The following is a 15,391-nucleotide window of genomic DNA, read 5'->3' as shown; positions in this document are numbered from 1 at the left end:
GTGAGGTACTCGCGGCGTTGCTGGACAACAACCACCATCTGATCCGCAACGGCCAGGTCTTGTTGGCGGACAAGGGGTTCTCCGGTGCAGAGTTCAAGGCACTCACCGAGTCGATGACCGTGCGGCTGCTACGCCCGGACCGTAAGGACGAGACCTACCGCAACGGCAACCTCGGTGGGGTACGGCAGTGGATCGAGTCGGTCAACCACACCCTCAGTGCAGACACAGCCCTGGAAAGCACTTCGATCGCCTGCCGGGCGTCGTCGATGGAAAGGACCGCGGCCTCACACCAGCCACGGACGCTGATGTTGACCGTCGGTGGTCGAGTGCCGTATCGGGTGACCTCGACGTCGAACGGCAGGTCGGGTGGATCTCCCGGCTCGTTGAGGTCGTTGGCCTGGGTCGGGATCGTTCCGATCCGTCGGATGTGCCACCAGTCGCCGTCGATGCGTTCGAAATCGTGATCCACTGCCGGGTCGTTGGCAGCCGCACACCAGGGTTCGCAGGCGAGTGGTCGAATGTCTGCGGTATCGGTGATCATCGGGCGCCTCGCTCGCTGATCGGCCCAGCTGCCAGTTGCGCAGCCCTGGTAAGGAGTGCAGTTCCAAGGATCTGCGCTTCTTCGGCTGTCAATCGCTCACGGATGGGATTGCTGTAGGGAGAACGAGCGCTGGCACTGTGCACGTTGATCACGACACGGGCCTCTTCGAACGGGTTGCGGTTCAGGTGGACCTCGAACTGGCCGAGGGTGATGAACTCACCAGTGTGCTCGTCCTCGGATACCGAACCGACACAGGTCAGTTCCTGGCACCAGGCGTAGGTAGGACAGGGTTTGTCCTCCACCGGCGGAGGGCTGGTGAAGTAGCTCGGTCGATCGTCCTTGATTCGCGGCACGACGACGAGTCCGGCGGAGAATTCGGTACTCAAGGCTGTGGACATGGCTCCAGTGATCGTCGCACCCAGGCCGTGATGGGCGTCACAATAGGGACTCCTACCGTTCGTTCGGGGCGGCGGGATTCGATGACGCATTCCGCGTCCACCTGCCGCAGGGCATGGACTACTCGTGGTTTGGCCGACCCGCCGCGGACGGCACCAGAAACGGCTACCGGTTTGATCATGCGTTCTTCAGCGGCGAGTACCGGTCCGCGGTGAGGGCGTGTTCCTATGACCATTCGGTGCGGGCATTGGGGCTGACTGATCATTCGGCGTTGACGCTGAGGCTTGCTCTACCCGATCGGTCTCGGCGTGGTCTCCACAGTGGCGGTGGGGGGCGCTGTTAGGGTCCGCGACGCGCCTTCGGGTGCGGCGGTGTGGCCGCTGTGGGTGAGCGGCCGTCGAACCTCGGTGCCTCGGTGGAGGGTTGATGTCAACGGCTGGTCAGGACCCACGGGCTGTGGTGCGCGATCTCGTCGCCTCGGTGAAACCTCTCGACGAGCACGAGGTGCGGGACAAGACCGAGACGCTGCACTGGATCGCGTCGGGCGCGCCGCTGTTTCGGATCGCGCGGCCGGCAACACCGGACAAGCACCTGTGTGTGTACTTCGCGCTGTTGGACGATGCTCGCCGCACGGTCATGCTCGTCGATCACGTGAAGGCCGGGTTGTGGTTGTTCCCCGGCGGTCACGTCGATGACGGCGAGGACCCGCGTACGACGGTGCTGCGCGAGGCCGCGGAGGAACTGGGGATCGACGGCGAGTTCCATCCCGGATTCGGCGGACAGCCACTGTTTCTGACGGTGACACAGACGGTCGGTGCGCACAGCCACACCGACGTGTCGTTCTGGTACGTCCTGGCCGGCGATCAGGACATGCGCATCGAGGCCGATCCGCGGGAGGCCAACGCGGTCCGATGGTTCTGCCTGGACGACCCTGCCGACTGGGCGCACGGCCGATTCGACCCGCACATGGCGCGTTTCCGCGACAAGCTGCTCGCCCGGATGGGCACCCCCGCCCTGGTGGGCTAGGCACGTTCCGAACGGGCCTGCTGCACTGCGGTGTCAGACGAGGCCGATGGTGGTGAGCAGGGCTGCGTGGTCGCTGAGTTGGTCGCGCCTGGTGGTGTGGTCGTAGGAGCAAGTGCGGATCTCCCCGGCGGCCGGGCTGACGAGGGTGTGGTCGAGGCGTTGGCTGCCGAAACGCGGGTTGCCTGCTCGCCGTGGCCGTGATCGGAGCGGCCCTGCTCATGAGGTTGGCAGGTGTTCAAGGAAATTGAGAACTCTATGCCAGGCGTCATCGCATGCCTCCCTGTGTTCATCGAAGGAGCGGTCGAAGAACGAGTGTGGCGCGTTAGGGTACGTGATGAGCTGGGCGCGTACTCCCGCCTGACGGAGGGCGGTGTCGAACTGGCCGACTTCTTCTGCCGGGATCGAGGGGTCATTGCCGCCGAATAGACCAAGCAATGGGACACCGATACTGTGTGCCCGCTCGGCGGGTCTGGGCAGCCTGCCGGGATTGAGGCGGCCGTAGAAGCCGACCACCGCGTTGAGATCGAGCTCATGGTTTGAGCCTGCCAGGAAGGCGTGGGTGCCGCCGAAGCAGAATCCGATCGCCACTACCTGCGTGGAATCGGTACGCCTGCGCAGGAGGGCGACCGCGGCCGCGATGTCCGTCTGCACCTGCCCGAGTTCGGCGGCGGAAAGGTGGTGTTGGTAGTCGAAGTCGTCGCCGCGTGGCGTGGTGCCCGCGGTGCGGGCGAAGTAGTCCACGGCTATCGCATGGTGACCTGCTTGAGCGAAACGCTCGGCGAGTTGTTCGTAGAACGTGTAGAGGCCACGCACATCGGGCAGGATGACCACACCCGATCCGCTGGGTTGTCGTGCTTGGGCCAGTGCGGCCGCCACTGTGGTTCCGTCTGCGGAGACCAACTCGATACGTCGAGCCTGGACGACGTCGCCCGCGACTGTTCGTGCACGTTCTTGCGGTAGTTCCGGCGGACTGGCATTCACGGCGAAACACATGATCGACTCCCGAAAACGCAGAATTGCGATAGTGGCAGAGGTGCGCAAACGAACCTGGCGTGCCTACGGAAACGAGGTGGTCTATTTCTGAGCTGGGCCGTCTCACCTTTGTTGCGGCATCAGCGCCTTTCTGAACCCAGTCGCGGTTGGAGAGAGTCGTGCTATCGCGCGGCGATAGCGGACCTGCACTCGGCGCCGACCAGGTCGCGGATCTCGCCGGTATTCAGGATCGCGCCGCGGTCGAACTCGGCCGCGAACCGGCGCTCCCCGAGCACGCGTTTCGAGGCCGAGGTGATCCTGTTCACGTCTCCCCGTTCGGCCGCGGGCAGCGGTGCCCCCACCGACTGCCTTGTCCGCGCGGCCGCGCCGAGAAGTCGGGCGGCGAGCCGATGGTCGCCGGACAGTGCCAGGACCCCGGCCAGACCTTCCGTGGCGAGTGCGATGGCCCGCGGGCCGCCGACCCTGCGGGCGATGTCGAAGCCGTCCAAGTGCAGACGGCGGGCCGTGACGGGATCGCCGCGCTGCTCGGCGATGAAGCCGAGCTCGGCGAGGACCAGGGTGTTGCCCGGCTCGAAGTCCACCTGCCGGTGCCAGACGAGAACCACGTGCAGGTGTTCCTCGGCGACCTTGAACTCGCCCTGCCTGCGCGCGCTGAGCGCTTTCCCGATCCTCGCGTACATCTGCCCCGGGACTACTCCGTGCTCCGCTGCCAGCTGTTCGGCCCGGTCGTGCAGCTCTGTCGCCTGCGCATGGTCGCCAGTGAGCAGCGCGATCCGGCCGAGCCACGACAGTTGGTACGAAGCATCCGGCCACAGCCCCAGCTCTTCCGCGTTGCGCAGACCCTCCTGATGCAGCCGCGCGGCCGGACCGTAGTCACCGCGGATCTCGGCCAGCGCACCGAGTGAGAACGACGCCCGCAACTGGCCCCAACGATCCCCGAGGTCGCCGAAGAGCTCGGCGGCGCGAGTGGCGTCTCGTAGGGCGCCGGGGAACTCTCCCCTGGTGACGGCCTGGCTTGCCCGATCGGCGAGGCAGGCCGCGATGCCCCACCGATCGTCGAGCGCGCGGAACCACGCCAACGCACGGGCGGTGATGTGCTCGGCGGTCGGTCCGTCGTCGACGACGGACGCGACGTGGCCGAGGAACCAGAGTGCCTGCCCGTGCGTCGCCGGGTCGTCGAGGTCGCGGGTCGATGCAGAGACCGTCTCGTCCGCGCGCCCGCCCGCTAGCACCGAGTGCCCCGCCTGCCATGCGATAGCGGCACTTCGGAGCACGGGGGACCCAGCTCCCGGTATGGACAGTGCTCCCCGGATCGCGCGGCGTGCTTCACCGAGCCTGCCGCGTAGGAACCAGTACCACGCCATCGCGTTGACCAGGCGCAGGGCGAGAGTCGCGTCCTCGTGCCGTGTCGCTGTCTCAAGGGCGGCGCGCAGGTTGGCCGCTTCGGCGTCCAACCGCTGGAGCCAGCGCTGTTGCTCGCGCCCGCGTAGGTGAGGCCCCGCTTGCTCGGTGAGCGCGACGTAGTAGTCGCAGTGTCGCATGCGCACGCGCTCGAACTCTCCCGCGTCGACGAGCCGCTCAACGCAGTAGGCGGCGACGGATTCGAGCAGCCGGTATCGAGGTTCACCGGTGACCTGATGACGGCTGACGGTCACCAATGAACGATCCACGAGATGGCTCAACAGATCAAGGACGTCCCCGATCTGCACACCGTTGCCGGAGCAAACCGCTTCGACCGCGTCGAGTGCGCACCCTTCGGAGTGGACGGCCAGGCGGCGCAGCACGACGCGTTCGGTCGCGGTCAGCAGGTCCCAACTCCAGTCGATCACCGCGCGGAGGGTCTGCTGTCGTGCGGGCGCGTCGCGTGATCCTGAAGCCAGCACCAGGAAACGGTCGTCGAGGCGGCGGAGCAACTCGTGAACCCCGAGCACTCGCACCCTGGTCGCGGCCAGCTCCAGGGCCAGCGGAATCCCGTCCAGCCGCCTACAAATCTCGGCGACCGCGGTCGCGTTGTCCGCGTCGAGGTGGAACGTCGGTGCTGACGCCGCCGCGCGAGCGGCGAACATCCGAACCGCACTGGACCTCCGAACGGACTCCAGTGCGTCATCGCGGCCGGGCAGCTCCAACGGCGGCACTGCCCACAGCACTTCGCCCGCCAGGCCCAGCGGCTGCTGACTCGTCGCCAGGATCCGCAGGTTCGGGGCCGCCCGCAACAACTGCCCGGCCAACGTGGCCACTGGTTCGATCACCGACTCGCAGTTGTCCATCACCAGCAGGATCTCCTTGCCGCCGATGACCTCCGCCACCCGGTCGACGAGGTCGACCGGCGAACCGGTCTGCACCGGAGCCGAGCCGGGATCGTCACGGACACCGAGCACATTCGCCACCGCCGCCACCACCCACTCCCGCGGCGGGCAGGTCGTCTCCGGGCAGGCGTGCCGGTCGAATCCCGCGAATTCGATCAGCCATGCGCCGCCTTCGAGCACCTCGGTGTGTCGGCGGGCTGTTTCCATCGCCAGCCGGGTCTTGCCGACGCCGCCCGGCCCGACGAGCGTTACCAGCCGTGTTCGGCTGATCAACGAATCCACGACGTGCACCGCGTCCGTTCTGCCCACCAACTCGGTGAGCGGGGCGACCATGTTGGTTCGCGCGCGTCCCCGAGAAATGACCGGGGGCAGCACTTCCGCCTGCCCCACCGACGTGGCCAGGGCCGGGTCCTGCCGCAGGATCGACTGGTGCAACTCGACCAGCCCGGGGCTTGGGTCAAGACCGAGCTCACCGGCCAGACGCCCGCGCAGCTCACGGAAGGTGTCCAGTGCCTCCACCTGCCGCCCAGCGCGATACAGGGCGCGCATCTGCAGCCACCGGAGCCGTTCTCGCAGCGGGTTCCGGGTCACCAGGTCGGCCAGGTCGCCGATCAGCATGGCGTGCTCGCCCAGCGCGAGCCTTGTCTCGGCTTGATCTTCCAGCGCGACCAGACGTTCCTCGTCCCAGCGGTGGATGCTCGTCCGAGCGAACGCCTCGTCGCCGAAGTCGGCCAGGGCAGGCCCCCGCCACAGCGCCATCGCCTCGGACAGCAGAACACCCCTCGCCTGCGGGTCCTCTGTCGTCATCGCTCGCGACCTCAGCGCTCGAAACCTGTGCACGTCGACCGCGTCGTTCGGGACGTCCAACCGGTACCCGGCAGGCTCAAAGGCCACCAGCGCGCGGCCACCGGGCTCAGCCTTCTCCAACGCGGAGCGGAGCTGCGAGACCTTCGTCTGCAGGGTGTTGACGGGGTTGCCAGGCAGGCGCTCACCCCACAGATCGGCCACCAGCCGGTCAGCGGACACGGCCCGCCCCTGGTTCACCAGCAGGTCGGCCAGCAGCGCGCGAACCTTCGCCTCGGGTACGCGAACCGGTCTCCCGTCCGCGCTCCATACCGCCAGCGGGCCCAATACCCCAAACAGCACCGTTCCACTGTAGAGCGGCGCACCGACAATCCCGCTCGTGCGCGAGCCGTCGACGGTCGTGCGCCGACCCGCAGCGATCCGTGCGCGCGCAGGAACAACGTTGATCTCGTCGCCGCACCGGGAGATCACACGCCCCGAAGAACCCCTTCGCCGTCGACGGTTCACGCACCCACACTCAAAGACGGGAATCATGATGAGCAACAACTCCAGCGCGCCGGTGACCGTCATCGGTCTCGGACCGATGGGCAAGGCGATGGTTCGAGCCTTCCTGGCCAACGGGCACCCGACCACCGTGTGGAATCGGACAGCAGGCAAGGCGGACGACCTCGTCGCCGATGGCGCCGTGCGCGCCGCCACCGCGGCCGAGGCCGTCGCGGCAAACGAACTGGTCGTGCTCAGCCTCACCGACTACCAGGCCATGTACGACATCTTCGGCTCACCGGGAGACGACAGCGTGCCGCCCACCGGTTCTGCCGCCGCGGCGCTTGCCGGGCGGGTTGTCGTCAACCTCAGCTCCGACACCCCGCAGCGGACTCGGGAGGCCGCCACGTGGGCGGCGGCGCACGGCGCCGAACTCGTTCCCGGCGGGATCATGGTCCCGGCGGGACTGGTGGGCAAGGACGGTTCCACAGTCCTCTACAGCGGCTCGAAGAAGGCGTTCGAGGCGCACCGGCCAACGCTGGAGATCATCGGCAACGCCGACTACCGCGGCGAGGACCCCGGCCTGGCGCAGCTCTACTACCAGGCCACCCTCGACGTCTTCCTCACCTCGCTGTCCGCGTACCTGCACGGCACCGCGCTGATGAAATCCGCCGGGGTCTCGGCGGCGGAGTTCCTGCCCTACGCAGTGGCCATCGCGGACTCCGTCTCCGTGTACCTGAACGACGCGGCAAGGGACATCGACGACGGTCACTACCCGGGCGATCTCGCCAACGTCACGATGATGGGCGCCACCGCCGACCACATCGCGCACACCAGCGCGGCCGCGGGCATCGACGTCCAACTGCCGAACGCAGTCCAGGCGCAGTACAACCGGGCGATCGCCGAGGGCCACGGTACGAGCGGATTCGCCAGCCTGTTCGAAGTCGTCAAGAAGTCGGCGAGCTAAATTCGGTTCCTGCGCCGCGAATCTGTGACATGGCGCCGGTCAATAAATCGGCCGGCGCCATGCCCACATTCACCGCCGCGATGTTACGTCAGTTTGCGCGGCACTTCGATCGAAGGCCCTTCGATCACGAACCGGGGCGGATTGATGTTCGGGCCGACTATCGCGAAGAAGTCGGCGAAACACTTGCCGTCCCGATGGGTTTCCCACGCGCGCTTGTCCGCATAGGTCTCCGACAAGACGAACCTGCTCTGATCCTGCGGGTCCGGGGCGACCACGAAGCTCAGCGTGCCGGGCTCATTCCTGGCCGAGCAGCGCGCATCTGCCTGCGCCGCCCTGATGAACATGTTCTGGAACGCGGGCTTGATTCCCGTCAGTTCGGCCACCACGACGTAAACGGACCGAGTGGACTGGTGGCCGAACGAGTTCACCTCGGTCATCGGCGCCGGTGCCTGCGCAGCGGCCACGACGGGAGCGGCCACACCGGTGACCGCCGCCATGGCGAATATCGCGAGACCGACCTTTTTCTTGCGGTTCACATTCGTTCCCTTCTTACTGTGAGGACTCCAGTATCGCTACTCGAACACAAGTCAACATGGCCATATGATGCCTAGGCTCATAATGTCGAGAAGCAGTGGATCGTCCAGGATCGCAACATTCAGACAAGACTGACCGCACATCGACTCCCACTCGAAGGAACCCGGGGAAACAATGTCGCGACCATCCACGTCAGGGTGCTGAGTGACTCGCTGTCTTCAGCGAAGCGGACTCGCGTACGAGCTCGACCAAGTGCCCGAGGTCACGCTCGCTGTCCCGGGAGAACGCAGTCAAGCGCTCGTGCGCCGCAAGTGCGAGCGGCATCGCCGTCGTCGCCACGGCGAGCGCCACGTCCTTGGCGGCCAGCCGGATCGGATAGTGGACTCCTTGGGCGAACGCACGTCCCGCGATACCGGCGAGCGGCGAGTTGACCATGGCCGCCCGCACCGTGGTGTCCGGCAGGCCCATCGCGTCGGCCAGGGCCATCGCCTCGGCGATCACGGCGACCCCGGTGACCACGGCGTTGATGAGCACAATCTTGAGCGCCGCGGCACTGCCCATCGGCCCAGTGCGGGTAACGGCTCCGAACAGGTCGAGGACGGGCAGTACCGGGTCGGCGTCGCCACCGACGAGGAGCGTCAGCTCGCCCGCGGCGGCGCGGTCCACACTGCCCATCACCGGCGCGTCGATGAGTGTCACACCTTCAGGCAGCAGATCGGCGATGTCGCGCAGGGCGTACGGACCGATGGTGGACGTGTCGACGACATGGGTTCCCGGCCGCAGCACGGGCGCGAACGCGGCGACGACGTCACGAACCGCGGCAGGGTCAGCGAGCATGGTGACCACCACGTGGGCGTCCCGCACCGCATCCGCGGGAGTGTCGGCCACCAGCGCTCCCGCAGCGCCCAAGGGCGCCGCGCGATCTGGCGACCGGTTCCATACCGTCAGCGGATGACCGGCGGCGAGGACGCGGCGTGCCATCGGCGCCCCCATGGCGCCGAGACCGAGAAAGGCGATTCTCTTGTTCATGGGATCAACGCTAGGCGCCAACCAGCAATGCGAGTAGCGAATGTATAGCATAGTATCCATGCCGGTACGGAATGAGTTTTCGACCGCACTCCTTCGGGTGTTCGTGCATGTGGCGAGGCTCGGCTCGTTCACCGCGGTCGGACCGGTGCTGGGGTACACGCAGTCGGCGATCTCTCGCCAGATTGCCGCGCTCGAAGACGAGGCCGGAATGCAGTTGTTCGACCGCTTGCCGCGCGGCGTACGCCTCACCGAGCCCGGCCGCAGGCTGCTGGGCCACGCCGAGGCGGTGCTGGGCCAGTTGGACGCGGCCCGGCGCGAGCTGAGCGACTTGCGTGACCTCACGATCGGCCGACTCAGGATCGGAGCGTTCTCTACCGCCGATGCCGTGCTGGTTCCGCGGGCAGTCGCCGCTTTCCTGGCCGCCCATCCAGGTCTTGAGGTGGTTCTCCGCGAAGGCGTGACACCTGACCTGCTCACGCAGCTGGCGGATGGCGAAGCCGATGTGGCAGTCGTGAGCTTCCCGAGCGCGCGCCGGATCGACGGCTTCGACCTGCACGAGTTGTGCGAGGACCAGATGTACGTCGCACTGCCGCGTGATCACCGCCTGGCCGCCGCTCCCACGCTGCGGTTGGCCGACCTGAGCGACGAGAACTGGATCGCGGGCAGCACCCGGCCCGAGGACACGCTCATCAGTTCCTGCCTGCGCACCGGTTTCCGGCCGCGCATCGGCTTCATCGCGCGTGACTGGATCGCGAAGCAGGGCTTCGTGGCGGCCGGTGTGGGGATCACCATGATCCCCGCCCTGATCGCCGACACCGTGCGATCGGACATAGCACTGTCCGCTCTGCACCCCGATGACGTCTCTCCCCGACTGGTCTACGCCGCCACACCAAGCGGGCTGACCACCTCGCCCTCCACCCATGCGTTCCTGCGCATCCTGCGTGACCACCGACCGCGACGAACGCGCTAGCCCGCCGCGGCCAGTGCCACGCCAACCGCGCCCGTTTGCCGCCGTCGTCGTCACCCCCTGTCGGTGACGACCAAGACGGCGTGTGACTCGCCGATCGACAACTATCCGCACCTATTCGGAACCAGCTTTTCGCAGGTGAGCGCACCAAGGAGACGAAGGGCGGCTTCAGACGAGGAGCCCGCGTCGGCGGTGTAGGTGACCAGGGCGTGGTCCGGCTCGTCAGGCAGGCGCAGCGTCTCGTAGTTGAGTGCGAGGTTGCCCACAAGCGGGTGGTGGAACGCCAAGCTGCCGTGCGTCTTGTCGCTGACGACGTGTTGCGCCCAGATACGGCGGAAGTCCGCGCTGTCGGACGACAGGCCGGTGATGAGGTCTCGCAGCTCCTCGTCGAGCGGGTGCCTCAAGTTGGACCGGCCGATTGGCCTAGCGCGGCGTCCAGTCGCTCCTTGTGGCGACGTGGGGGATCGGTGCGTTCATCGGTCGCGCTCCTTGGCGAACAGGGACTTCGACCATGCGTAGCCGATCGCCGCGAGCAGGACGCACCAGCCGACTGCGAGCAGCCCGCTGTTGCCGATCGGGGTGCCGAGCAGCAGGCCTCGGATCGTTTCGATGATCGGGGTGAACGGCTGGTACTCGGCGAACCAGCGCAGCCAGGCGGGCATGGAGTCGGTGGGCACGAAACCGCTGCCGAGGAAGGGAAGCAGGGTGAAGACCAGCGGCGTGTTGCTCGCCGTCTCCACGCTCTTGGCGATCAGGCCGAGCGCCACCGAGAGCCAGGTGAGCGCGATGGTCAGCAGCAACAGCACGCCGGCGACCGCGACCCACTCACCGAAGCCCGCCGTTGGTGTGAACCCGACGAGCAGTGCGACACCGACCACGACGGCGAGTCCGAGGACCGTCTGGATGACCGTGCCGATGACATGTCCGGTCAGTACCGACGCCTTGCTGATCGCCATGGTGCGAAACCGGGCCATGATGCCCTCGGTCATGTCCATGGCGACGGAGATCGCGGTGCCGAGCGCCGCGCTGGTCACCATGATCAACAGGATCGCGGGCGTGACGTAGCCGACGTACTCCGCGCGGCCGCCCGCCCCGCTGCCGCCCGCGGCGCCCAGACCGTCGCCGAGGGTGCCGCCGAAGACGTAGACGAACAACAGCAGGATCACGATCGGCTGGCCGAGCAGCATGAGGGTCAGCGAGGGATAGCGCCGCATGTGCCGCAGATTGCGGCGCAGCATGGTCGTCGAGTCGCGCATCGCGTAGGACAGGGTGGTCATTTCGCCAACTCCTTGGTGGCTTCGGTCCGGTGACCGGTGAGGCCGAGGAACACGTCGTCGAGGTCGGGGGTGTGCACCGTGAGGCTGTCGACCGCGACGGCTTCGGCGTCGAGGCGGTCCAGCACGGCGCGCAGGGCGGCGACGGTGCCGTCCGTCGGCACCCGGAGCGTGCGGTTCTCTTCGTCCGATGTGGACACCTGGAGCGCGCGTGTCGCACGGTGCAGCGCGCCGGGGTCCGGGAACCGCAACCGCAGGTGCCCGCCGGGAACGCGGCGCTTCAGCTCGTCCGGCGTGCCCTGCGCGACGAGCCTGCCGACGTCGAGCACGGCGATCCGGTCGGCGAGCTGGTCGGCCTCCTCCAGGTACTGCGTGGTGAGCAGGATCGTCACGCCGCTCGCGGCCAGGGTGCGGATGATGTCCCACATGACGCGGCGGCTGCGCGGGTCGAGTCCGGTGGTCGGCTCGTCGAGGAAGATGACCTCCGGGTCGCCGACCAGGGTCATCGCCAGGTCGAGCTTGCGGCGCATGCCGCCCGAGTAGGTGGCGGGCGTTTTCTTCGCGACGTCGGTGAGATCGAACCGGTCGAGCAGCTCGGCGGCCCGCCCGCGCCCCTCGCGACGCGGCAGGTGGTGCAGGTCCGCCATGAGAAACAGGTTCTCCTCGCCGGTGAGGAGGTTGTCGACCGCGGAGAACTGGCCGGTGAGGCCGATGGCGGCGCGGATCCCGTCCGGGTCGGTGGCGAGATCGTGCCCCGCGACGGTCGCGGTGCCCGCGTCCGGTGTGACCAAAGTGGACAGGATGTTGACGATGGTGGTCTTGCCCGCGCCATTGGGGCCGAGCAACGCGAAGATGGTGCCGGGCGCGACATCCAGGTCGATGCCGTCCAGCACCCTGTTGTCGCCGTAGGACTTGCGCAGCCCGATCACGGAGATAGCCGGGTGACTCATGTGATTCCCCTTGTCAGGAACGGTGGATGGTGATGTCGCCGAAGGCGGTGTCGGCGTGCGCCTCGACCGTGTCGGGAGCCGCGGCGGGCGCGGCGGTGGCGTCCATGGTGTTGTGGACGCGACCGAAGCGGGTCTTCACATCGAGCCAGGCCGCGCTGCCCGCACGGATGCCGATCTCGATGTCGCCCATCGCGGTCTCCAGGGTGAGCGTGCCGCGGACGGCGTCGAGCACGCGGACCGAGCCGTTGGCGGTCTTGGCGTCGACCTCGTCGTCCGCCCGCTCGACGGTGATGTCGCCGTTGGCCGCGCGGACGCGCACCGAACCGCCTGCCGAGCCGATCGTGGTGGCGCCGTTGGAGTTCTTGACCACGGCGGTACCGCTGACCGCACCGAGGTGCACCCGCCCGGAGCTGGTGCTGACCTCCGCGTTGCCCGCGACCTGTTCGACGACGACGTTGCCGGTGGCGGTGTGCAGGTGCAGCTCGCCCGCGTGGTCGAGCTGGAGGTGGCCGGTGCCGGACTTGTACCGGCACTCGCCGAGCCTGCCGGTACCGTGCAGGTCGCCGAGACCGGTGCTGCCCTGCACCCGGGAGCCCGCGGGCAGCTCGATGGTCACCTCGATCGACCTCGTCTTGTTGGAGAAGTCGAGCGGACGCGACTTCGGTCCCTTGACCGACAACGTGCCGCCGGAGAACTCGACCCTGGTCTGCTCGGCGGCCTGCACGTCGGAGGCGTCGGTCTCGTCGCTGGGCCGGACGTCGACGACCGTGTCGGTACGGTCGCTCGCGACGATGCGGACGTTGCCGACGACGGGTTCGATGTTCGCCAGGATCGGTTCCGGCGTGTCGAAAGAAGGCATGGCTGTCCCCTCTGAGGTGGTGTGCTCGGTGTTTGTGCTGGTCGTGGGCGGGGTCAGCGGACCCAACCGGTGAAGCGCTGCGCCGCCCGCCCGCGGCCGGCCGTCGTGGGCGGGTCGGGCCGGGTCGCCTGCCCCAGCGCGGCGAACGCGGCACGCACGAGCCAGGCGTTGACCGACCGCCCCTGCGCCGCGGCGGAGCTCTCGACGCGTGCCTTGAGGTGCTCCGGTAGCCGCAGGTTGATGCGCACCATCGCGCTGTCGTCGTCCAGTGCCGGGTCCTCGGGCTCCGACACCGGCGTGAGATGCTCGTCCGCCGCCGGTGGTTCGACAATGTGCGGTGTGACGGCGAAGGTCGCATCGCCCGCGCGTAGCCGGACCTCGACCGAACCGGGCGCGAGGTCCCGGGTGATCTCGTCCGCGGCGGCCGACAACGCGTCCAGCAGCGTGAGGCGTATCGCCGACGCCAGTGTCGCGGACAGGCGCTCGGCGAGCGCGCGCGCCTCGTCCCCACCCGCCTCGGCGGCGACGGCCAGTTCCCGGCGAACGTTGTCGACATACGGCGTCAGATCCATGGCACCATGGTGGCACAATTTTGGTGCCAAAACAATTGACCGGCGTCACTATGACACCAAACTGGCTCAGGAGATCGCAGCCGTTCGACGGTCACCGACGCGGTGTCAGGTCCTTGAACGGCAGTGGTGGTGGTCGTTCCCGTCTTACTGGGAAAACGTCAAGCGGCTCACCCCTTGTACCGAACAGGGTGGAATGTGAATGTTCTTCTGCCCGCGCTGTCGCGTCCTGCCCTGATCCACCAACCGGGCCACGAGGGCTGACCCGGGGGCCGGATGCGGCACGCCGGGATCCTCTTTCCCTGCGTCCACTTCGGAGGACAGATGACACTCAGATCGATAGCGGCCGGAGCCAGTGCCGCGCTGGTCGCGAGCGCGCTCGCGGTCGTGGTCGGCATGCCTGCCAGTGCGGCTACGGCCCTGGCCGTGCCGGACATCAATGTGGCCAACATCCAGGCGCATCTGACCCAGTTCAACACGATGGCCACGCAGAACGGCGGGAACCGGCGGGCGGGCAGCGCCGGGTACACCGCGTCGGTCAGCTACGTCAAGACCAGGCTGGAGGCGGTCGGGTACACCGTCACCCTCCAGGACTGCACGAACTGCGTCTACCGGTCGAACAACCTGATCGCGGACTGGCCGGGCGGACCGGCCGACGACGTGATCATGCTCGGCGCGCACCTGGACAGCGTCTCCGCGGGGCCGGGTATCAACGACAACGCATCCGGTTCGGCGTCGCTGCTGGAGAACGCGCTGGCACTCGCCGCGGCCAATCCGTCGATGGCCAAGCACGTCCGGTTCGGCTGGTGGACCGACGAGGAGCAGGGCCTCAACGGCTCGGAGTTCTACGTCAACAGCCTGACCGCGGCCCAGCGGACCGCGATCAAGGCGTACTACAACTTCGACATGGTCAGCTCGACCAACGGCGGCTACTTCATCAACCGGATCACCTCGACCACGGCGGCCCCGCTCAAGGCGTACTGGGATTCGCTGAGCCTGCAGCCGGAGGAGAACGTCGAGGGCCAGGGCCGCTCCGACGACTATTCCTTCCAGCAGGCCGGAATCCCGACCTCCGGCTACGCCACCGGCGCCAGCGCCAACAAGACCTCGGCGCAGGCGGCCAAGTGGGGCGGCACGGCGGGCGGAGACTACGACCCCTGCTACCACCGCTCGTGCGACACCACCAGCAACGTCAGCGCGACGCACTTGAACCGGGCGGCGGACGGCATCGCGCACGCCGTGTGGACGGCCGTCGGCACCGGGACTCCCGGATCGCCCGCGGTGGCCAACCCCGGCAGCCGGACCGGAACCGTCGGTACCGCGACGAGTCTGCAGTTGACCGCGACCGGTGGCACCGCGCCGTACACCTGGTCGGCCACCGGCCTGCCCACCGGTCTGTCGATCACCGCCGCGGGTCTGATCTCCGGCACGCCGACCACCGCGGGCACCTACAGCGTGACCGCGACGGCGACCGACTCGGCGAGCCGGGCAGGCAGCGCCACGTTCGGCTGGACGATCGGTGCCGCTCCCCCGCCGGGCTGCTCCGGCACCAACGGCACGGACGTCGCGATCCCGGACAACACCACGGTGAACTCCACCATCGCCATCGCGGGCTGCACCGGCACCGCGTCGGCGACGTCCACAGTGGAAGTCCACATCAGACACACCTACATCGGCGACCTGGTCGTGTCCC

General features: G+C 67.8%; 14 protein-coding genes and 1 pseudogene. 5 read left to right on the top strand and 10 right to left on the bottom strand.

Translation table 11 applies throughout. The annotated features are described in order from the left end of the window. Window positions 1-236 (top strand): annotated as a pseudogene (locus tag ACT4N7_RS27190) (IS982 family transposase); the annotation flags it as partial. A 301-nt stretch (window positions 237-537) separates the two neighbouring features. On the opposite strand, the gene ACT4N7_RS27185 reads toward ACT4N7_RS27190, so the two are convergent. After that, on the bottom strand, window positions 538-939 hold the full coding sequence (locus ACT4N7_RS27185) for a hypothetical protein (RefSeq protein ID WP_444831715.1): 402 nt from the start codon (window positions 937-939) through the stop codon (window positions 538-540). A 478-nt stretch (window positions 940-1,417) separates the two neighbouring features. Here ACT4N7_RS27185 and ACT4N7_RS27180 point away from each other — a divergent pair, with 478 nt between their 5' ends. Next, window positions 1,418-1,963: an NUDIX hydrolase gene (locus ACT4N7_RS27180; protein WP_444831714.1), complete on the top strand. Its 546-nt coding sequence runs from the start codon at window positions 1,418-1,420 to the stop codon at window positions 1,961-1,963. 216 nt (window positions 1,964-2,179) lie between these two features. Here ACT4N7_RS27180 and ACT4N7_RS27175 read toward each other — a convergent pair whose 3' ends face one another. Together ACT4N7_RS27175 and ACT4N7_RS27170 are read right to left on the bottom strand one after the other, a co-directional pair. Continuing rightward, complete coding sequence (locus ACT4N7_RS27175; protein ID WP_444831713.1) at window positions 2,180-2,839, bottom strand: dienelactone hydrolase family protein; 660 nt, start codon at window positions 2,837-2,839, stop codon at window positions 2,180-2,182. Between the two features lie 278 nt (window positions 2,840-3,117). Next, window positions 3,118-6,408: a BTAD domain-containing putative transcriptional regulator gene (locus tag ACT4N7_RS27170; RefSeq protein WP_444831712.1), complete on the bottom strand. Its 3,291-nt coding sequence runs from the start codon at window positions 6,406-6,408 to the stop codon at window positions 3,118-3,120. A gap of 190 nt (window positions 6,409-6,598) precedes the next feature. On the opposite strand from ACT4N7_RS27170, the gene ACT4N7_RS27165 reads away from it, so the two are divergent. After that, entirely contained in the window at window positions 6,599-7,516 is a 918-nt protein-coding gene (locus ACT4N7_RS27165; RefSeq protein WP_444831711.1) for an NAD(P)-dependent oxidoreductase, read from the top strand. Window positions 7,517-7,599: 83 nt separating this feature from the next. Here the strand turns inward: ACT4N7_RS27165 and ACT4N7_RS27160 are convergent, their stop codons facing one another. Both ACT4N7_RS27160 and ACT4N7_RS27155 read right to left on the bottom strand, forming a co-directional pair. Continuing rightward, window positions 7,600-8,052 (bottom strand): putative quinol monooxygenase, encoded by a 453-nt coding sequence (locus ACT4N7_RS27160; protein WP_444831710.1) that lies wholly within the window; start codon window positions 8,050-8,052, stop codon window positions 7,600-7,602. 190 nt (window positions 8,053-8,242) lie between these two features. Then, complete coding sequence (locus ACT4N7_RS27155) at window positions 8,243-9,079, bottom strand: NAD(P)-dependent oxidoreductase (protein WP_444831709.1); 837 nt, start codon at window positions 9,077-9,079, stop codon at window positions 8,243-8,245. A 58-nt stretch (window positions 9,080-9,137) separates the two neighbouring features. Here ACT4N7_RS27155 and ACT4N7_RS27150 point away from each other — a divergent pair, with 58 nt between their 5' ends. Further along, window positions 9,138-10,049, top strand: coding sequence for a LysR family transcriptional regulator (locus tag ACT4N7_RS27150; protein WP_444831708.1), 912 nt, complete (start codon window positions 9,138-9,140; stop codon window positions 10,047-10,049). Window positions 10,050-10,150: 101 nt separating this feature from the next. On the opposite strand, the gene ACT4N7_RS27145 is transcribed toward ACT4N7_RS27150, so the two are convergent. The 5 genes from ACT4N7_RS27145 to ACT4N7_RS27125 form a co-directional block, all read right to left on the bottom strand. Further along, a complete protein-coding gene (locus ACT4N7_RS27145; RefSeq protein WP_444831707.1) occupies window positions 10,151-10,450 on the bottom strand; it encodes an MmyB family transcriptional regulator in 300 nt (99 codons plus the stop codon). A gap of 69 nt (window positions 10,451-10,519) precedes the next feature. After that, the gene (locus ACT4N7_RS27140) at window positions 10,520-11,323 is read right to left on the bottom strand and encodes an ABC transporter permease (RefSeq protein WP_444831706.1); all 804 of its coding nucleotides are present in this window, start codon (window positions 11,321-11,323) and stop codon (window positions 10,520-10,522) included. Continuing rightward, entirely contained in the window at window positions 11,320-12,270 is a 951-nt protein-coding gene (locus ACT4N7_RS27135) for an ATP-binding cassette domain-containing protein (protein ID WP_444831705.1), read from the bottom strand. Before ACT4N7_RS27135 ends, ACT4N7_RS27140 begins: the two co-directional genes overlap by 4 nt. 13 nt (window positions 12,271-12,283) lie before the next feature. Next, complete coding sequence (locus ACT4N7_RS27130; protein ID WP_444831704.1) at window positions 12,284-13,129, bottom strand: DUF4097 family beta strand repeat-containing protein; 846 nt, start codon at window positions 13,127-13,129, stop codon at window positions 12,284-12,286. Window positions 13,130-13,182: 53 nt separating this feature from the next. Then, complete coding sequence (locus ACT4N7_RS27125; protein WP_444831703.1) at window positions 13,183-13,701, bottom strand: toxin-antitoxin system HicB family antitoxin; 519 nt, start codon at window positions 13,699-13,701, stop codon at window positions 13,183-13,185. Window positions 13,702-14,022: 321 nt separating this feature from the next. Between ACT4N7_RS27125 and ACT4N7_RS27120 the strand changes: the two genes are divergently transcribed. After that, the coding region (locus tag ACT4N7_RS27120; RefSeq protein ID WP_444831702.1) for a M28 family peptidase at window positions 14,023-15,391 on the top strand (1,369 nt) is incomplete at its 3' end.

Origin of the sequence: Actinokineospora sp., assembly GCF_052390155.1 — a bacterium.
GTDB lineage: Bacteria > Actinomycetota > Actinomycetes > Mycobacteriales > Pseudonocardiaceae > Actinokineospora.
This window is presented reverse-complemented; position numbering and strand designations above follow the sequence as displayed.